This is a genomic window from Longimicrobiales bacterium (assembly GCA_029245345.1).
Lineage (GTDB): Bacteria > Gemmatimonadota > Gemmatimonadetes > Longimicrobiales > Gaopeijiaceae > CALFPJ01.
Map to the genome: position 1 here is coordinate 182971 of JAQWPM010000024.1, position 18265 is coordinate 201235.

The 18265-nt window shown below is 63.0% G+C and carries 15 protein-coding genes; 14 read left to right on the plus strand and 1 reads right to left on the minus strand.

Annotated features, from left to right (window positions below; genetic code table 11):
• Positions 1-6: 6 nt before the first annotated feature.
• Entirely contained in the window at positions 7-2823 is a 2817-nt protein-coding gene (locus P8L30_15900) for a 2-oxoglutarate dehydrogenase E1 component (protein MDG2241691.1), read from the minus strand.
• 329 nt (positions 2824-3152) lie between these two features.
• Between P8L30_15900 and P8L30_15905 the strand changes: the two genes are divergently transcribed.
• The 14 genes from P8L30_15905 (at position 3153) to P8L30_15970 (ending at position 18264) form a co-directional block, all read left to right on the plus strand.
• Positions 3153-3467, plus strand: a complete 315-nt coding sequence (locus tag P8L30_15905) for a heavy metal-binding domain-containing protein (protein ID MDG2241692.1) — start codon at positions 3153-3155, stop codon at positions 3465-3467.
• 4 nt (positions 3468-3471) lie between these two features.
• Positions 3472-3936: a heavy metal-binding domain-containing protein gene (locus P8L30_15910; GenBank protein ID MDG2241693.1), complete on the plus strand. Its 465-nt coding sequence runs from the start codon at positions 3472-3474 to the stop codon at positions 3934-3936.
• Positions 3937-3982: 46 nt separating this feature from the next.
• Positions 3983-4768 carry a polyphenol oxidase family protein gene (locus P8L30_15915; GenBank protein ID MDG2241694.1) on the plus strand — a complete coding sequence of 262 codons (786 nt, stop codon included), beginning with the start codon at positions 3983-3985 and terminating at the stop codon, positions 4766-4768.
• A 220-nt stretch (positions 4769-4988) separates the two neighbouring features.
• The gene (locus tag P8L30_15920) at positions 4989-5180 is read left to right on the plus strand and encodes a hypothetical protein (protein ID MDG2241695.1); all 192 of its coding nucleotides are present in this window, start codon (positions 4989-4991) and stop codon (positions 5178-5180) included.
• 24 nt (positions 5181-5204) lie between these two features.
• Positions 5205-5453, plus strand: coding sequence for an OsmC family protein (locus tag P8L30_15925; GenBank protein MDG2241696.1), 249 nt, complete (start codon positions 5205-5207; stop codon positions 5451-5453).
• A 22-nt stretch (positions 5454-5475) separates the two neighbouring features.
• Positions 5476-6300 (plus strand): cytochrome-c peroxidase, encoded by an 825-nt coding sequence (locus P8L30_15930; protein ID MDG2241697.1) that lies wholly within the window; start codon positions 5476-5478, stop codon positions 6298-6300.
• A gap of 81 nt (positions 6301-6381) precedes the next feature.
• On the plus strand, positions 6382-6906 hold the full coding sequence (locus P8L30_15935; protein ID MDG2241698.1) for a hypothetical protein: 525 nt from the start codon (positions 6382-6384) through the stop codon (positions 6904-6906).
• 102 nt (positions 6907-7008) lie between these two features.
• Positions 7009-8028, plus strand: coding sequence for a MoxR family ATPase (locus P8L30_15940; GenBank protein ID MDG2241699.1), 1020 nt, complete (start codon positions 7009-7011; stop codon positions 8026-8028).
• Positions 8029-8047: 19 nt separating this feature from the next.
• Positions 8048-8986, plus strand: coding sequence for a DUF58 domain-containing protein (locus P8L30_15945; protein MDG2241700.1), 939 nt, complete (start codon positions 8048-8050; stop codon positions 8984-8986).
• Complete coding sequence (locus P8L30_15950; protein ID MDG2241701.1) at positions 8983-10353, plus strand: BatA domain-containing protein; 1371 nt, start codon at positions 8983-8985, stop codon at positions 10351-10353. Before P8L30_15945 ends, P8L30_15950 begins: the two co-directional genes overlap by 4 nt.
• Positions 10350-13217 (plus strand): DUF4159 domain-containing protein, encoded by a 2868-nt coding sequence (locus P8L30_15955; GenBank protein MDG2241702.1) that lies wholly within the window; start codon positions 10350-10352, stop codon positions 13215-13217. The genes P8L30_15950 and P8L30_15955 overlap by 4 nt, the downstream gene beginning before the upstream one ends.
• A gap of 19 nt (positions 13218-13236) precedes the next feature.
• Positions 13237-14814 carry a hypothetical protein gene (locus P8L30_15960; protein MDG2241703.1) on the plus strand — a complete coding sequence of 526 codons (1578 nt, stop codon included), beginning with the start codon at positions 13237-13239 and terminating at the stop codon, positions 14812-14814.
• Between the two features lie 79 nt (positions 14815-14893).
• Complete coding sequence (locus P8L30_15965; GenBank protein MDG2241704.1) at positions 14894-16492, plus strand: TldD/PmbA family protein; 1599 nt, start codon at positions 14894-14896, stop codon at positions 16490-16492.
• Between the two features lie 152 nt (positions 16493-16644).
• On the plus strand, positions 16645-18264 hold the full coding sequence (locus P8L30_15970) for a TldD/PmbA family protein (GenBank protein ID MDG2241705.1): 1620 nt from the start codon (positions 16645-16647) through the stop codon (positions 18262-18264).
• Position 18265: the final 1 nt, after the last annotated feature.

Here is an 18265-nt window from a genome sequence, read left to right on the forward strand (position 1 = left end):
GGGTGCCTATTGGGCGTCCAATCCCAGCGCCTCTAGGACCAATTCCTCTTGCTGGGCCGCGTGCCTCGTCGCCTTGCCTTCCGCGGGTGATGCCCGCTCAGGACGCGCAACGTACGTGAGTGGCACCGTCCGCGGCACTACGCTCCGTAGCCGAGGCCCGACAAAAGTCAGGGCTCCCATGTTGCGAGGCTCTTCTTGCGTCCAAACGACGTGCTTGAGGTTCGGGTAACGGGCGAGCAGCGCTTTCAAGGCGTCGGTTGGGAAGGGGTACAACAGCTCCTGACGCGCCACGGCCGCATTTGAGGCGTCCGGTCGGCGCTCGTGCGCTTGGATGTCGTAGTAGATCTTGCCTGTGCACAAGACCAGTCGCTCGATCGCATCGGCGTCTTCCACGGTTGGGTCGTCGAGCACGTGTTGGAAGTTGCCCTCGGTCAGTTCGGAGACTGCAGAAGCGGCTGATGGGAGCCGGAGGAGGCTCTTTGGCGTCATGACGATCATAGGGCGCTCCGGTCTCCGGAGTGCTTGGCGTCTGAGCATGTGGAAGTACTGAGCAGGGGTCGTCGGGTAGGTGACCCGCATGTTCTGCTCCGCACACAACTGCAGGAAGCGTTCGAGACGCGCGCTCGAGTGCTCTGGACCTTGGCCTTCGTGCCCGTGAGGCAGGAGTAGCGTGAGGCGTGAGTACTGCCCCCACTTCATATGCCCGGACGATAAGAACTGGTCGATCATGACCTGAGCGACGTTGACGAAGTCGCCGAACTGCGCTTCCCAGAGAACGACGTCCTCGTCCGCGGCCACCGAGTATCCGTACTCGAAGCCGATCACCGCCGTTTCGGTCAGGGGCGAGTTGTGGACCTCGAGACGTGCGTCCGACACGCTCTGGAGAGGCGTCGCGAGCGCACCCGTCTCAACATCATGAAGAACAATGTGACGGTGGCTGAACGTGCCACGTTGAACGTCCTGGCCCGTCAAGCGGATCGGAATATTTTGGTTGAGAAGAGAACCGAAGGCGAGAGTCTCAGCGTGGCCCCAATCGATCTGCTTCTCTGGAGAGAAATCCTGCCCTCGCCGGGAGAGCTGGCGCCACAACTTGGGGTGCGGCGTGAATCCGTCTGGTATCTTAAGTGATGCCGTGTTGATCCCCGAGAGGACTTCGAAGTCGACACCTGTCGACTCGGGCACCACAGGCACTTCCCGTTCCTCGTCCGGTGTGTCGTCGCCGACCGGGTCGAACTCGCGTACGTGGTCTTGAGCGTCCCGGAGCGTGGACGACACCTCGTTTTGGATCGCTTCAGCCTCGTCCTTACTCACCACGCCTTCGTCAGCGAGGCGATCTGCGTAGATCGTACGGGCCGTTGGATGACTCGCGATCTTGGCGTTCTCCATGGGCTGCGTGTACGCTGGCTCGTCTCCCTCGTTGTGCCCGTGGCGCCGATACCCGACGAGGTCGATTACGAAATCGTCGTTGAATTGGGCGCGGTACATCATGGCCAAGCGGATCGTAGCTAGGCAGGCCTCGGCGTCGTCAGCGTTCACGTGCACGATCGGGATTCCGTATCCCTTAGCGAGATCACTCGAATACGTGGTTGAGCGGGCGTCGCGAGGGTCGGTCGTGAAGCCCACCTGGTTGTTCACGATGATGTGGACGGTGCCGCCCACGTCGTAGCCGTGGAGGCGAGACATGTTCAACGTTTCCGCGACGACTCCCTCCGCTGCGAACGCGGCGTCGCCATGCATGAGCACCGGCACGACCCGCTCGCCAGCTCTGACAGCGTCCTTGGACGAGGAGTCGAACTGGGTCGCTCGCGTCATGCCTGCGACAACGGGGTTCACGAACTCGAGATGACTCGGATTCGGGGCCAAACGGATCTGGACGGTTCCTGCACCATCGACCTCGCGCTCGCCACGGGCACCATGGTGGTACTTCACGTCTCCGGTGCCTGGGATGTCGAGCTGGCCTCCTTTGTAGGAGGGGCCCTCGAATTCCGCCAGAAGTTCGCCGTACGAGACGCCGAGCGTGTGCGTGAGCACGTTAAGGCGTCCGCGGTGCGCCATGCCGAGCACGACCTTGTCACCGCCCGCACGTGCTGTTTCGTCGATCGTCAGGTCCAACATCGGGACTAACGCGTCATTCCCCTCGAGAGAAAAGCGCTTCTGTCCTAGGTAGGCCCGGTGAAGGAACTGCTCGAGACCTTCGACGTTTGAGAGCTTGCGCAGGAGTCCGCGCTTTTCGTCTGCACTCATCTCGGGCATGTGGGAGTGTGACTCGACCTGATCCCACAGCCAGTCGACCTTCACATGGTCGTCGAGGTGCTCGAATTCATATCCGATCGTTCCTGTGTAGATCTCACCGAAGTACCGGAGAGCATCTGCGACGGACTCTCCTTCTCCGTTCTCGTCCATGACCAGCGATGCTGGCAACTCGTCGAGTTCCTCCATGGATGTGCCGAAGTAGGACGGGGTCAGCTGGGGATGCCCCGGCGGTTCCGACCCTAGAGGGTCGATCCGAGCGAGGCGGTGACCGTGATCCCGGAAAGCTTGTACGAGAGCCGTGGCGCGCGAAACGACTGGGAGGGCTGCCCGAAGGCTCTCGGCGGCTTCGGAGGTCGGTGCCGGTGCGTATGCTGGGGCCGGGGCCATCGGGGCCGCCTGGGTCTCATCAATCTGATCCGGTACGAAGAGGCCTTCAGCAACGGCCTGCGAGCCTTGCTTCTCGAAAAGGGTTCGCCACTCCGCGGGCACCGCCTCGGGATTGCGAGCGTATTCCTCGAACATCGCCTGTGCGTAGGCGGCGTTCTGGCTATCGAAGAGGTTGTCGTCCATCTACTGCTTTATCCGGTAAGCGCCCTGGCGATGGGCGGCTCTTTTGGCGAGCCCAAAAGTATCTCAATTGGGCCGGCTGTTGGAGTGTGGGTTACCCCCATTTGTGCCTATGGATGCGCCTGGGGCAACGTCGCCGATGGCGAGAACTCGGGGTAAGGAAGACCTGCAATGGGGGCTGCACGGGTGGATCCGGTCGAGACACTGGGTTCCGAGCAGGGAAAGGCCTCCAGCCGGGAAGAAGATGCACGATCGCATCGTAGGGTCGATATTCATGCCTGCGCGGCGGACGCCTTCCCGGGGCACGCGCTTCATTCCCTCGGAGACATCAGATGCTCATCAGCAACACCCAGGAAATTCCCGGAAAGAAGATCGTCGAGTTCTACGGTGTCGTGAGCGGCAGTACGGTTCGCGCGAAGCACATCGGCCGAGACATCATGGCGGGCCTGAAGAACGTCGTGGGCGGGGAGTTGACGGGATATACGGAGCTGCTGTCCGAGGCGCGCGGTGAAGCGATCCGACGCATGAGTTACCAAGCGAAAGAAACGGGCGCGAACGCGATCGTGAACGTGCGCTTCGCCACCAGCAGTGTCGCACAGGGCGCGGCCGAGCTGTTCGCGTACGGCACCGCGGTTTCGGTGGAGTAGGCTGATGGAACTGATCGGCATTCTCGTAACGCCCGTGATACTGCTGGGAGCTTGGATCACCGGCTCGATACTCGAGCGCCAGCACCTGAACAGCCTGCTGCTTCTCGAGAGTGGATCGACCGATGTCCTGGCCATCACCGTTGAGGACCTTCCGGAGGACTGGCATCCCGAGTCCAGTGACCTCGTGATGGGCAACGTCGTGATCTCGCAGGACTACTTCAAGCGGGTCGCCGCCGGAATCAAGGGAGTCTTCGGCGGGAACATAGGCGTGTTCGAGCCACTACTGGAACGGGCCCGTCGAGAGGCGCTCTTGCGCATGAAGGCAGAGGCTCGAGCGCGTGGTCACAACACCGTCATCAACGTTCGGCTGGAGACCTCGCGAATGGCGAGCGCGGCTTCGAAGGGGAAGGGAACTGCAGGTGTCGAGATTCTGGCCTTTGGCACCGCGATCACAGTCGACAGGGGTTGAGGGGATTAAGCAGAGCGTCGTTCGAGGTCTTGGGTAGCGCAGTCGCGTGACCTCCCTTTCCGCCGACCCCCGCCATGTCCCGGCTCTCGTTCGTGAGGTGCCGACCGAGAGACCACCGGCGCTTGTTCACTCTGAGTGGGCGGCGGTGTTTCCGTGGCTGGTGCACGGGTGCACGACCAGAGGGTCGGACGACGCGCCCTTCGATCTGGGCTTGTTCACCGAGGCCTCGCCTGCGGAGCACGTGCGCGCGTGTTGGACCGAGCTGTATACACACGCTGGGATGTCTGGGGCGGTTCACGCCAAGCAGGTGCACGAAGCCGGTGTGCGGTTTCATGCGGGGGCGGTGGACGGCCTCGTCGTCGAAGGTGAGTTCGACGGACACGTCACGGATGAGCCAGGCGTGTTACTGGGTATCTGTACCGCCGACTGTGTGCCGATCTTCATGGTCGATCCGGTGAATCGGGCGGTCGGGGTGCTGCACGCGGGATGGCGTGGAGCGGCGGCCGGGGTTCAGGAGCGCGGCTTGGCGGTGATGGCTGAACGTTTCGGGACGGTCATGGCTGACGTCCACGTCCATGTCGGGCCGTCGATCTGCGGGGCGTGCTACGAGGTAGGCCCTGAGGTGTTCGAGAGTCTCGATCAGACACTTCCGGAGGGTCCGACCCCCATCGACTTGCGACGGTTGCTTGCTGATCGCGCCGTTGTTTCAGGAGTGCTTTGGGAGCACATCACCATTTCTGTTCACTGCACTCGGTGCACGGACAGTGGTCTATACTCGCATCGCGGTGGGGACCGCGAGCGGCAGGTGGGGTACATCGGGATCAGTCCATGAGGTGGGGCGGGGGATCAGCCTCCCAGATTGGGCTGTGCAAGAAGTGCGTACACCACCGCGTAACGGGTAACCGACGTGGGTCATTCTTCCATCTTTGCGGATTGGCCAAGGAGCATTCACGTTTTCGAAAGTATCCACCGCTCCCGGTGTTGAAGTGCGAAGGCTACGAGTACGGCGGCGAAGACCCCTGGGATGCATTCAGAACGGAAGAGGAAAAGGGATGAGTGAAGCGCTCTACACGGCCCGGGCTCGGGTCGAGAAGGTCGACGGGCTGCATAGGCGGGCCACGCTCGAAGACGGTACTACCATGGAATGCGGCGTTCACGGACCAATAAAGGCACACTACGGTCTCGACTCTCAACCCAACTTGCCGCTGCCGGTCGACTATCTCGTCGCGGCGGCGGCTGCCTGACTACTCGGGACACTCAATGGCGCACTGGAGGTGCGCGGGATTCCGATGGCAAACGACGCGATCAGCGTTGAGGCCGAGGGCACGAACGAAGTCGTGGACCGGATCATCATGCTGACGAAGATCCACGTGCACTACTCGATTCGACTCCCCGAGGGGGCCGACCGCGAGAAGGCCGACCGTGCGTTGGACACACATGTGGCGAAGTGCCCCACGGCGCAGAGCATCAAGGACTCGGTCGAGATCACGTGGTCGGCGGACGTGGCGGGCGGCTAGTCGTCTGGACTACCTTCGCCTTATGTCCAAGTGCCGCGCAGCCGTCTTTATCAGCGCAGTCGGTGTATGCATTGCCGGGTGCGACGACGTCGTTATGACTTTGGACGATGAGAGCGGCTTTATCTGGACCGAGGAACGGATCGACGAGTGGCTCCAAGGGGAACTCGTGGATCGTGAGTTCGATGGCCGGATCGAGGAGAAGCTCGTCGAGCATCTCGGTCGCCCCATCAATGCCGAAAGAGCGGAGCTGGGAAGACTGCTCTTCTTCGACCCGATCACGTCGCTAACTGAAGACAACAGTTGTTCGGGGTGCCACGGGCCGAATTCCGCGTTCAACGATGCCAATTCGATCTCGATCGGAGTGGGCAACAACGGCATTGTTGGACCTGGACGTCGCGGCCCGCACAACCAAAGACGAGCGCCGACCATTGTGAATGCCGTCTTCTACCAGGCTCTGATGTGGGATTCGCGGTTCAGGTCGTTGTCGTTCGACCCGTTCGACAACTCGCGCGGCTTCTCCTTTCCAGAGCCCGAAGGCCTTTCGCTGTCCGGTCTCGAACATCTGCTTGTGGCGCAGGCGTTCACGCCCGTGGTCTCCAGGATCGAGATGGCTGGAGAGGAATTCGAGGGTGACAACGACGCCATGCGTGCGGAGATCGCCCGAAAAGTAAAGGAGGTCGAGGAGTATCGACTGCTCTTTGCGGCGTCCTTCGGGGATCTGTCCGAGGGGGCTCAACTCCGCTACGAGCACATCGCAGCTGCGATTGCTGAGTTCGAGTTCACGCTCGTGAGAGCCGACGCCCCAATCGACTCGTACGCTCGCGGTGACCGGACCAGTATGTCCTAGGACGAGAAGGCCGGAGCGAGGCTCTTTTTCGATGAAGCGCTGTGCGCGGAATGCCACCTCGTACGTGGCTTCGCCAATCAGATGTTCAGCGACTTCGAGGGCCATGTCCTCGCGGTGCCCCAGGTCACGCCGGTGTTTGGGAACAAACCGTTCGACGGCGCCGGGAACGAGGACTATGGCGTCGAGCAGCACACCGGAAGGAACGTCGACCGGTACAAGTTCCGCACTACACCGCTCCGGAACGTGGCCTTCCAGCCGACGTTCATGCACAATGGTGCGTACGTCTGCCTAGAAGACGCGGTTCGTCACCATCTCGACGTGCGCAACATGTTGGAGAGGTACACGACGGATGCACTGGGCCCGGGTCTCCAGGGCCCGGTTGGGCCCTACGCCGACATGTTGGATCGAGCCCAGCTATTGATCCTAAATCCGCACATCCTCTCCGAGGTGGAGATCGCACAGATCATGGCGTTCGTGCGGGTCTCGCTAACCGACCCAGATGCCCACCCGGATCGTTTGCGTTCTCTCATCCCGACTTCGCTACCGAGCGGACTTCCGGTCCATCAATTCGAATTTGGTGCGCCGGAGCGGCAGTGCGCGATCTGACCCGAAGCCTGGTGAAGAATTTCACTAGGTGATCGTCAGGTCGCCGTAGGCCTACTAGACTAGGTCGTTCAACGCACTGGGCAGCATGAAGAGGGAGTACGGGTGGAGCCTTCGACGATCGAAACGGTCGAAAATCGGATAAGCCATCTCACCGGGCGCCTCGAGGCGCTTCGTGGAGAGATCGCGAAACGTGTCGTAGGTCAGAGTGAGGCCGTGGAAGAGGTCCTCTTCTGCCTTCTGACTGGCGGGCATGGACTGCTGGAGGGGGTCCCGGGTCTAGCGAAAACGATGCTCATCCACACGCTTGCCGACGCCCTCGACCTCGACTTCAGTCGAGTGCAGTTCACACCGGACCTCATGCCTGGTGACATCACAGGCACGGAGGTGATCGAGGAAGATCGTGCGACGGGACGGAGGACGGCCCGGTTCATCCAGGGGCCAGTCTTTACTCAGGTGCTGCTCGCGGACGAGATCAACCGCGCGCCGCCCAAGACGCAGGCTGCGCTCCTCGAGGCGATGCAGGAAGGGCACGTGACGGCGGGGGGTGAAGTTCTCGAACTCCCACGGCCATTCTTTGTACTCGCCACCCAGAACCCGATCGAGCAGGAGGGGACGTACCCACTTCCGGAGGCCCAACTCGATCGTTTCATGCTGAAGATCAGCATGGACTATCCGGATGGCGTGGAGGAGGTCGAGGTCCTACGGAGCACGACCGGCAGACAAGTCGGTGAGGTTGCACCGGTGCTCAATGGTGCCGAGGTGCTCGAGTTACAGGGATTGGTGCGGGAGATCGCCGTGTCCGATGAAATCCTCGAATACACCGCACGTCTGGTTCGGAGTTCGAGGCCTGGGAGGCCCGAAGCGCTCGACATCACGAATCGGTGGGTGAGATGGGGTGCTGGCCCAAGGGCGGGCCAGTCCTTGGTCCTGTGCGCGAAGGCTTCAGCGTTGATGCGTGGACGGCTGCACGTCTCGTCGGAAGATCTGGCGCGGGTCGCTCCGGCTGTTCTGCGGCACCGCATTTTGGTGAACTTCCAAGCAGAAGCAGAAGGGCGTACGCCCGATGAAGTCGTTCGGGCGTTGTTGGACGGTGTGACTCCGCTCGCCAGCGAGCGTTCGTAGACGGCCGGCAGGTCATGCCATGAGAGGCGCTGCACGTCCGACCAGTGGTGAAGCGAGTGACCTACTCCCTCCGGAGGTGCTCGAACGCCTAGGCAGTCTCGACCTCGTCGCGAAGACCATCGTGCGGGGCTTCATCAGTGGTGCGCATCGGTCGCCTTTTGTGGGCTCAGGCGAGGACTTCTCTAGGCATCGGGCTTATCAGCAAGGTGACGACGTCCGTCGGTTGGATTGGAGACTCTTCGCGCGCACCGATCGACTCTACGTACGGCTCTTTCAGGAAGACTCGAACCTCCAGGGTTTCTTCGTCATCGACGCATCTGAGTCGATGGGGTTTGTCGGGGACGGTGCGGTCAGCAAGCTACGGTACAGTCAGTTCGTGGCGGCGGCGCTCGCACATGTGATGCTGCGGGCGGGTGACGCACCGGGATTGGCCTCCTTTGGTGCCGATACTGCGTTCCACCTTCCGCCCAGGAACCGGCCGGGTCATTTGCACGACCTATTGGTCGGTCTGGAAAGGATTGAGGCTCACGGGGCTGGAGCCCCATCTCAGGCGCTCGATGAAGTCGGCGATGCGCTCCGGAGGCGGGGTCGCGTCGTATTGATTTCGGACTGCCTTTTCGCGGACGATGGTGAGGAGTTTCTGGCCGCCGTGGCGAGACTCAGAGCGCGTGGTGATGAAGTCATCGTGATTCGAGTCGCTTCGCGCTTGGAACTCGGCGAAGTGGAAGGACATGCAGCCCGGTATTTCGACCCGGAGGTGCCCCACCGAGTTGTGGACGCGGTGCCGGGCAAGGACCCCGGATTCCGCGGCCGTGTGGCTGAGTACTACGACCGCTTGCAGCGGGGCCTGGAAGAACAAGGCGCTGAGTACCTGCCCCTCACCACGGACATGCCGTTGGTGACTGCGCTGGGCGGCTGGCTCATGGCGCGGGCGCGGCGAGAGGCCCGGGCGTCGTGATCAGCGTCTTGCTCCCGGGCTTTCTCCTGGCCGGTGCGGGTTTGGCCGGGGTCGTCGGGGCGCTCCATCTTCTCGCGAGGCGGCCTCCGGCAAGGGAGGCTCTCCCCACTGCCCGCTTCCTCAAAGAGGACGCTCGTACACTGCTGCGGCTTCAGTCCCGTCCGACCGATGTGCCGCTCATGATGCTCCGCATGGGACTGGTGTTGTGCCTTGCTGCGGCATTCGCAGGAATGGTGTGGACTCCCGGGCGGAGCGGGGAAGGACACGTCGTATTGCTCGATGCGGGGGCCGGTTCTGGTCTCGACTGGGACTCCGCGATTTCCCTTGTCGCTGAGGCCACCGCGGGTGCGAACGGAGCGGAGTCTGTAGTTGTTGCTTATGGGTTGGAAGACGGTGCTCGCGAGGTTGACATTGCTTCCCTCGGCTCGCTCGAAAGAGGAACAGAAGCGGCGACCGCCGAGGACGGTCTCAGAGCGCTTCGAGAGGTGGTCTTGGCCGATACACGCTTCAGTATTGTTCGGGCCGAGTGGGTGCTGGTTCCGACTTGGAGTTCGTGGAATGATGGGGTCGGGCTCATGCGGCCCGCGATTTGGCCGGGACGACTTCCCATCCATGCAGTCCCATCTGCGCGAGCCGGTGGGTCTGCTCCAAGTGCGGGGAGTGATCCGACGCGTGGACGGCGTGCGAGTGTCGTCGGCCTGGCCGCGGATACCCTCGAGTTGGCGCTCGGCGCTTTGGGGGTGCCTGTCGGACCTGTTCGAGAAGCCCCCCCACGGCCCGGGGATTGGGTCTTCGGAGACGGGATCTCCTCAACTGAGCTGGGTGCTCTGCTGGAGCGGGCTCGCAGTGGAGAGATCGTCGTGATTTCTGGGAGGCTTCCGGAGGGCGCGGCGGGTGTGCCGTGGGTTGGCGATGCAACGCCGAAAAGTCGTCGACAGGGACTCGTCGTGCCCGGCGAGCCCGGTTTTGCGAGCGGTGTCGAGAGCTTCGGCGGGACACCGGCAGAGGGTGCCGCGGTTGTCGCCGTCTTCGCGGACGCGACCCCGGCGGCGGCGGCTGTCTCGACAGGTGCGGGTTGCGTCGTCTACTTGTCTGTCTCGGTCGCTGACGGGGCTCTCCATGGGAGTTCCAACTACCCCGAGCTGCTTCGTCGGCTCACGGGTGGGTGCTCGGACCGAGACGTCCCGAACGCTCGGCTTGGACGGGGCGCGATCGCTTCACTGCAACGAGACGACTTGCCCGATGTGGTCGACGTTGCGGGACTCGCTGCGGACCAGGGAGTGCCTCTATCGAAATGGTGGGTTGCTCTGGCACTCGTCCTCCTCGGCGGTGAGTTAGCCATGACGAGATCAAGGCGGATGTCATGAGGCTCGCCGCAACTGATCCCGTGGCGGTTCTTCTGGCAGAGGTGCGTCGCCGGGTCGTGGTGCGCGAGGTGATGAAGACCGGCGCTGTGGTGACGTTGGCGGTTGGTGCAACGGTGCTGGTGCTGCTCCTGGCGGACGTTTTGTTGACGCTGCCTGGGGAGAGCCGGCGGGTGCTTCGTTGGGTGCCGGCGTTGGCGGGTCTCCCTATTCTGCTCCTGTTCCGAATCGGAAGCCGTACGCGGCCAGGCAAGCTCGCCTCCCTGATCGACCAACGCGTGGAGAGCCAGGGCCTGGTGGCGACCTATTTAGCCCCGAATACTTCAGGCCCTGTCGCGGACGCCTTTCGGTCGCGCGCTCAGGCGGTAGCGGGCTCGATCGAACCACGCAGGGTGGTGTCCTACCGAGAGGGTGCACTTTGGATGGCCAGCCTGGCGGCGTGGGTGATGACCATTGGGATCCTTTCAGCGGGTGGTGGAACCACGTATTTGGCCGAGCGATGGCTGAGCCCAGGGGCGTCTGGCGACGTTGGAATCGCTGCCGGTGCTCGTGTTATGGCCGCGCCGACGACGACGGCCCCTGCGGTCGGGGCAGTCTCCTACACGGTCCGGCCACCATCGTATTCCGGCTTATCGGTGGTAGAAGGCGATGCCTCCACTCCACTCACAGCGCTGCCAGGATCGGTCGTCGAAGTCCGCGGGAATGGCCGGACGTCACCTGCGGAGTTGAGCGCCACGGTCGTGGGTGGAGAGTCGCTGGATCACCGTATCACCGTCGATGGGTGGGAGGTTGATTGGACCGTGGGACTCGACGATCGCGGCCTCGCCTTGTCGCTCACGGGCCCTGCAGGGCTGCTCGAACAGAAGGTGTTGCCGCTCCGGCTTGTTCGGGACCGAGCCCCTACCGTGGCCCTGTCCGCTCCGGGCGAAGACTTGGTTCTCGCGACTGCCTCGGGCCGGATCCCGATCCGAGCGGAAGCGATCGACGACTTTGGCGTGGAGAGCTTGACGCTGCACTGGGTGTTGTCACGGGGCAGTGGGGAGTCGTTCGATTTCTCCGAAGGCGAGTGGCCTTGGGATTCCGTGGAGCGTGCGGATCGAAGGGCTTCGGGGGTGCTTACGCTGTTGCTCGACACGCTCGGCCTTGAAGCAGGCGACGTGATCCATGTCCGTGCGATGACCACGGACGGAAATGACGTGACAGGCCCCGGAGTCGGCGTGTCAGAGACCCGGCAGATTCGGGTCTCTAAGGACGACGATCTCTCCGACGTGACGACGCTCATCGGATTTCCGATCGACCGGGAGAGAGAGCCGCTCTTGAGTCAGCGCATGATCATCTTGCTGACTGAGGAGCTGAGGGATGGCTCGGCGGAGATGGACGCGCCGGAGTTGCGGGACGCCTCTGCGGACATCGCGGACGAACAGGCGCGCCTGCGCGCGCGCATCGGGGAGCAGATCTTCAGCCGAGCCACTGGAGCCATGCAGGACCCGGAGGCTCATCTCGACTTTGAGGACGGTGAGCCCGAGGTCTTCCTGGATCAGCTCGAGCAGGCGGCCGCCCAGGGACCCGTAATCGATCCGGTGACGGGGATCGCTACCATTGCGAACGTCGATATCCCGGCGCACGAACACGACTCCGATCCCATCGTAGCGATCAACCGGTCGCTTCTCACCGTGTACAACTACATGTGGGACGCGGAGCGCGACCTCCGGGGTGCGCTTCTCGGTCCGTCACTGGTGCCGCAGAACCTCGCGCTCGATGAGCTCCAACGTTTGCGTGAGTCGGAGAGGATCTTTGCACGGGGCAGGGTGGCTGTAGCCCCGATCGATGTACCGGCGGTACGTGGATCAGGGGATGTAGATGATGTCGTGCCGGGGGCTCGTGCAGTCGTCGAGCGTGATCCGATGGTGGCTGGGAACGTCATTGGGGAGATCGACGCACTACTCGCCGCTCCCGAGCCGTCCGTGGGACGTATGGCTTCGCTGGCGATCTCCGGTCTCGCACTGGATCTGCTCGAGGGTAATGGTGGCAGGGCGGCGAGCGAGGCTCTGGTAGCTGCGGCAGGCAGGGCAGACGTAGGAGACGGCGTCGGAGTGCGCACGCACCTACTGGGGGCGTTGCGCCTGCTTCGCTCCACGCCGTCCCGCATGAGCACGATGGGAGGTGGCCCACCGAGGTCGTTCGCGGCTGCGCGGTACGTCCGGCGTGAGGGCGGCTCGTTCCGGTTGGAAGAGGACTCGCTGACGCAGTCCGAACCGTTCGTGTTCGCCACCGTGCAGTATGCGTCGGGAGATTGGGACTCGGCGCCTCTGGTTCCGGCTAATCTGATCCACTCTCTCGCCCAGTACACGGATGTTGCGGTGGCCCCCGAAGGGGTCATCGTCGACTTGGCTGCTCCGGAAGTCTTCCAGTACCCGTTCCTCTACTTGACCGGTCACCTCCCGGTCTTCTTCAGCGAGGCCGAGGGTCGCAACCTCGTCGACTTCGTGACGCGTGGTGGACTGTTGTTCATCGATGATCACAACCACGACATCGACGGTGCCTTCAACAGATCTGTTGTCGAGGAGATTGGTCGCCTGTTCGGAGCCGACAATCTGAAACCCATTCCCGCTGAGCATGAGTTGTATTCGACTTTTTTTGAGTTCGAGGATGGCCCGCCGATCACCGGCCATGAACTCAGCGGCTGGGGCGATGGCCTGATCCACCGTGAGCTCTTTCAGGTCGAGGTCGATGGCCGCATTGGCGTGCTCTATTCCAACAAGGATTACTCGTCGGAGTGGAGTTATCACTCGGACAACAAACGCTTCCTCGCCGTCGACAACACGCGCTTTGGGGTGAACATCCTGATGTACGTACTTTCTCGATGACTGCCCGGGTCGCGGAGTCGTGAGCGTCGTGTGGCAGAGTGCGCGTGCGACGCTGGGCGTCGGACTCCTAGCCTTGCTGGTATGGGGTGTGGGCGACGAGCGGTCGGGTGAGGAGGTCGTCCGTGTGACGGCTGCGGCCTCGGTCGCGGAGCTCGCGACCGCGCTCGCTAGCCGTCCCGCCGCGGGCATCGTTTTCGCCGACTCGATCCCTCCTTCCCATGGAGTGAGCCGTCTTCTGCGCGGTGCCGCTGCTCGGGGCCGCGCCGTGAGTCTCGTGGTGCCAGGCGTCCCTCCAGCGCTCGAAGTGACTGTCCCGGTGGTCACGATCGCCAAGCGGAGGAGTGCGCTCACGCTCACCGTGCGAGCGCCTGGGGGCACAGATGTGCCGGTGATTGTCCGCGATGGTTCCGGGGTAGGTGACACGGTCACCGTCAGTATCGGAGACGAAGGTGTTGTGGTCGCCACAGTTGCCATCGAGCCCAGCCGCGCGGGACCGAACCAGTGGATCGTTACGATGGGCGCGGACTCCGTCGCCGCGGCGTCCTGGACCCGGCCGGAATCGCCCGTTGCGTCTCTCGTTCTGTCCGGATCACCAAGCTGGGAAATGCGAGCCGTATTGCGAGCTCTCGAGGCGGGCGGGGGGCATGTCGCCACATGGTCCGACATCGGCCGGGGCCTATCGTTGGGCTCGGAAGACGCGGTGGTCCCCACGACCCTAGCGGAGTTGGCGGACTTTGATGTGCTCGTCCTCGTTGGGTCCGTGCCTGGAATGTCCACGGAACTGGTGCGTCGATGGGTGAAGGACTTTGGTGGCGGCCTCCTGATCATCGAAGAAAGCCTGGCTGATGGTGGGTCTGTCACCCAACGAGTCGCCGGAGCGGACGATCTTGTGTGGAGCGGACCTGCCGAAATCGTCCCCCTCCCGAGTACAGATCTCAAGCTGGTTGTAAGGACGACTCCGTTGACAGCGGGCACCGAGGCTGTGGCGTTCCTGGTTGGTGAGCCAGAAGCCACGCTGTCCACGGTCGAGTGGCTCGGTAGAGGGAGAATCTTCCGGTCAGGTGTCGAGACGTGGCCCTTTGTTCTCGAGGCTGGTTTGGGCGCCGAGCACGCGGCGTACTGGGAGTCCGTGGTCGAATGGCTGGCGAGTGGGATTCGTGGTGACCGATATGTCTCAGGTCCGGCCTCTGTCCCGCATGGGGCCTGGGCGGGAAGGATCGACGGGGAGGTTCCAGACACCGTTACGGTCTCAGCGGAACGCGGCCCCCCGGTAGGCCGACTAGAAGTCGTGCGCGGCTCCGACTCTGTGGGTGTCATGCGGTTCGTCCCCACGAGCGTTGGCACTTTTACGTTCGGAGGAGGCCTCGACGCCGGGCTCAGGACAGTGTCGGCTACGGGGCGAAGTTCTTGGGTCGATGCGGCTCTCGAAATGGGGGGCGCCGGTGGAGAAATCGTAATATTGGGGCGCTCGGGTCTCGATGATGTGACCGGGCCGACCATTGGCGGATCGACGCCATGGCGACTTCCGGTTTTTCTCTTGCTCTCGGCCGTCGCCCTTCTTGGGTGGGCCGTCCGGCGCATGGAGGGGCTGTCTTAGGAGGCACGGGCTTGCCGCTCGTCCCACCGCGCTCCACAATCGCCTTCCGGCCGGATCGAGGACCAGACCAGGAAGCGACATGAAACGCAGAGACTTCATTGTTACCGGAAGCGCAGCTGCAGCGGGGATCGCTCTCGCTCCAAGAGCGCTCCATGGTTGGGTTCGGCCAAGCGTCGGCGACCCATACAACAGAGACATCGCTAGTGCTGCCCTAGATGCAGCAACGCGCGCTGGAGCCAGTTACGCAGATGTCCGGGTGAGCACGAACCGCAGCCAGAACGTCAGCACACGGGAGCAACTCGTGACGGGTCTCTCCGACAGTGAGACGTCCGGTGTGGGTGTGCGCGTCCTCGTCGATGGCACGTGGGGCTTCGCCGCGACGAGGATCCAGACGAACGATGCTGCGGAGGAGACGGCGCGGAAGGCCGTAGCCCAGGCGCGGGCGAATCGGGCGGCGCAGCGGCGTCCGGTCGAGTTGGCCTCGATTGGTCCGGCTGAAGAAGGAGAGTGGAGGAGCCCCATCGAGATCGATCCCTTTTCGGTATCGATCGAAGACAAGGTGGACCTCCTCCTGCGTGCCAACGCGGCGGCCACGCAGGTGCCTGGCGCCGGCTTTGCTTCGTCTCGCATGAGCTTCATCCGGGAGGAGAAGTTCTTTGCCTCTACCGACGGCATCATCACGAACCAGACAATCTATCGTTGCTGGCCGGTGCTCACGGTCTCAGCGGTGGGCGATGGCGGTGACTTCCAGTCGCGCCAGTCCACACCACTTCAGCCGATGGGTCTCGGGTATGAATACGTCCGCGACGCGGATCTGGTAGGGAATGCCTCGCTGTGGGCCGAGGAGGCCGTTCAGAAGCTGTCCGCCAAGTCGGTCGACCCAGGGAAGTGGGACCTAGTCCTTCTCCCGAGTCACCTGTTTCTGACGCTACACGAGTCGATCGCTCACCCCACGGAGCTCGATCGCATCCAGGGGTTTGAAGCGAACTACGCAGGGACGTCGTTCATCTATCCGGTGGAGGACTACCTGGGATCCTTCCGCTACGGCCCGGAATTCATGCAGATCCAAGGTGAACGATCTGCACCCGGCGGACTCGCCACAGTGGGTTGGGACGATGAAGGCGTGCGGCCGGAGGAGTACTTCATTGTGAAGGACGGCCTGCTGAACGATTTACAGACCACCCGTGAGCAGGCGCCGTGGCTCGCCGACTGGTATCGGTCCCAGGGACGCGAGGTGCGCTCACACGGCAACTCGTATTCGCAGTCGTGGGCCGACGTGCAATTCCAGCGTATGCCGAACACGAACCTCATGCCGAATCAGGAACGGGACGTGTCTCTCGATGAGCTGATCGGCGAGGTCGACAAGGGCATCATGATCGAAGGCCGTGGGTCGTATTCGATCGATCAACAGCGCTACAACGCGCAATTCGGCGGTCAGGTGTTCTACGAGATCCGCGATGGCAAAGTCGAGGGCATGCTCAAAGACGTCTCGTATCAGATCCGCACGCCGGAGTTCTGGAACTCGATGGACCAGATCGGTGGGCCGAGCACGTACCAGCTGGGCGGGACCTTTGGTGACGGGAAGGGTCAGCCAGGGCAGGCGAACGCGGTGTCCCATGGCTGCCCGGCCACGCGCTTCCGGGACGTGACGGTGATCAATACGGCCCGGAGTGGGTGACGGTCTCCGGGGCACGGACGGCGCTCTGCTAGAGCGTTCAAGATGAGCCCGAGCGAGTGCGAGCCGGAACCGTTGCTGGCTCGGCGGCGGCGCGGCACATTGCTCGCCGCGTCCGGACCGGACCGCCGGTCGAGAAACACTTGGGAGGGGTCATGAAACGCAGGGAATTCGTTCGGCACTCAGCGGTAGCCGCCGCGGGTCTGGGGCTCGTCGGGAACAGCGACCTCAGGCACGGCGTGCTCTCGGCGTCGACGTTCGGGGCAGGCATCGCGCAGGATCGTGAAGCCATGGCCATGGCCGCGCTCAATGCAGCGCAGATGGCTGGGGCCGACTACGCCGACATCCGCATCTCTACGAATCGCACCCAGCGCATGAGTACGCGCGAGGCCATCGTGACCGGCGTGAGGGACTCCGAGACGTCAGGCTTCGGCATCCGTGTGCTCGTGGACGGGACGTGGGGCTTCGCCGCTTCTCGCGACGTCAGTACGGACGAAGTGGCTCGAGTAGCCCAGGTCGCCGTCGCTCAGGCTCGAGCGAACCGTGCGGCGCAGCGCCGTCCGGTCGAACTCGCCCCGCTGGACTGGACCGGCCGTGGTGAGTGGCGCAGTCCGGTTGAGATCGAGCCATTCGACATCCCCATCGAAGACAAGGTCGCGCTACTGCTCGAGGCCAATCAGGCGGCCATGTCTGTTTCAGGCATCGCCTTCGCCAGCTCGAACATGTCGTTCCTGCGCGAAGAGAAGTTCTTCGCATCGACTGAAGGTGTGATTACCGATCAGACCATCTACAAGGCTGCGGGTGGTGTGAACACCACGGCAGTCTCAGCGGACCGGTCGGACTTCCAGTCTCGCAGCAGCACGGACGTGATGCCCAAGGGCGTGGGCTACGAGCATATCCTCGCCTCGGACCTCGTGGGGAACGCGCCGCGCTGGGCCGAGGACGCGGTACAGAAGCTGTCTGCCACGCCGGTTCAGCCGGGTCGGTACGACCTCGTGCTGCGGCCGTCGCACCTGTGGCTGACCATCCACGAAGCGATTGCGCACCCGACCGAGTTGGATCGGATCATGGGCTTCGAAGCGAACTACGCGGGCACGTCGTTCATTTCCAACCCAGAAGACTTCCTGGGTTCGTTCCGATATGGCCCGGACATCATGAACATCCAGGGGGAGCGCAGCACACCTGGGGCACTGTCCACGGTGGGTTGGGACGACGAAGGCGTGAAGCCCGAGGAATACCTGATCGTGAAGGATGGAATCCTGAACGACCTGCAGACCACAAGGGAGCAGGCTCCGTGGCTCTCCGACTGGTATGCATCGCAGGGCAAGCCCATGCGGTCCCACGGAAACTCGTACGGTCAGTCGTGGGAAGTGACCCAGTTCCAGCGCATGCCGAATGTGAACCTGATGCCGCATCCGGAACGCGACGTCTCCGAAGAAGAGCTCATCGACGGGGTCGAGAACGGCATTCTCATTGACGGCAGCGGCTCGTTCTCCATCGACCAGCAGCGCTACAACGCTCAGTTCGGCGGCCAGACGTACTACGAGATCAAGAACGGTGAGATCACGGGTATGCTGAAGGACGTCGCGTATCAGATCCGTACACCAGAATTCTGGAACGCGATGGACCTGATTGGTGGCGAGAGCACGTATCTCATGGCGGGCGCCTTCGGCGACGCGAAAGGCCAGCCAGCCCAGTCGAACTCGATTTCACACGGTTGCCCGACGACGCGGCACCGTGACATCACGATCATCAACACCGGCCGGAGGGCTTGAC